This window comes from Streptomyces sp. NPDC034670, from assembly GCF_055574875.1.
Genome location: NZ_JBVITR010000147.1, coordinates 1 through 1,264, shown reverse-complemented (window position 1 = coordinate 1,264; position 1,264 = coordinate 1). Strand labels below are relative to the sequence as shown.

Below are 1,264 nucleotides of genomic sequence, written 5' to 3'. Positions count from 1 at the left end.
CGGCCTGGACGGCGAGTTCGACGAGCGCGGTGCCGGGGACCACGACCGTGCCGTCCACCGTGTGGTCGGCGAGCCAGGGGTGCGTCCGGACGGACAGCCGCGAGGTGAGCAGTACGGCGTCCGAACCCGCCACCGGCACGGCCGCGCCCAGCAGCGGATGGTCCGCCCGGCCGAGGCCCAGCCCACCCGCGTCCAGGGCCGGCCTGGCCGGTTCGAGCCAGTAGCGGTGGTGCTGGAAGGCGTACGTGGGCAGGTCGACGCGGCGGGCACCGGTACCGTCGAACAACGCGGCCCAGTCGACGTGCGTGCCCCGGACGAAGAGCGTGCCGATCGCCGTCAGCAGGGCTTCCGGCTCGGGCCGGTCCCCGCGCAGCGCGGCAGCGGCCGGCGCCTGCCCCGCCATCGCGGTCAGCACCGGGTCGGGACCGACCTCCAGGAAACGGGTCGCCCCCTGGCCACCGGCGGCGGTGAGCGCGTCGTGGAAACGGACCGGGCGGACGATCTGCTCCGCCCAGTAACCGGGCGTGGTCCAGTCACCATCGGCGAGCGCGGCACCGGTGAGGCTGCTCACGGCGGCCACCGCCGGCTCGTGGTACGCGACCTGCCCCGCGACAGCGGCGAACTCGGCCAGCACCGGCCCCATCAGCGGCGAGTGGAACGCGTGGGAGACCGCCAGCCGGGTGGCCCGGCGGCCCTCGGCACGGGCCCGCTCGACCACCGCCTCCACGGCGGCCTGCGCACCCGACACCACCACGGCCGACGGCCCGTTCACCGCGGCGATCACCGCCCCGTCCGGCAGCCAGGCGGCAGCCTCCGCCTCACCCGCCTCCACGGCCGCCATCGCACCGCCCGCCGGCAGCCCCTGCATCAACCGCGCCCGCGCCGCCACCAGCCGCACCGCGTCCCGCAGCTCGAACACCCCGGCCGCGTACGCGGCGGCGAACTCGCCCACCGAATGCCCCAGCACCACGTCCGGGCTCATCCCCCACGACCGCAACAGCCGCACCAGAGCCACCTGCACCGCGAACAGGGCCGACTGCGCATGACCGGTGAGGTTCAGCAACCCGGCGTCGTCCCCGAACAACACCTGCTTCAGGGGCCGTTCGAAGCCCAGCTCGGCGTCGAGGAGCACACACACCTCGTCCAGCGCCGCAGCGAAAACGGGGAAGGCGTCGTACGCCTCACGCCCCATCCCGAGGCGTTGACTGCCCTGCCCGGTGAACATCCACGCCGTGCGCCCCTCGACCACCGAACCCGTGACCGG

At 75.0% G+C, this 1,264-nt stretch carries 1 protein-coding gene; it reads right to left on the bottom strand.

From position 1 onward, the window contains the following. Nucleotides 1-1,264: acyltransferase domain-containing protein (locus ACZ56B_RS32875; protein ID WP_468798771.1), on the bottom strand; the 1,264-nt coding region annotated here is incomplete at both ends.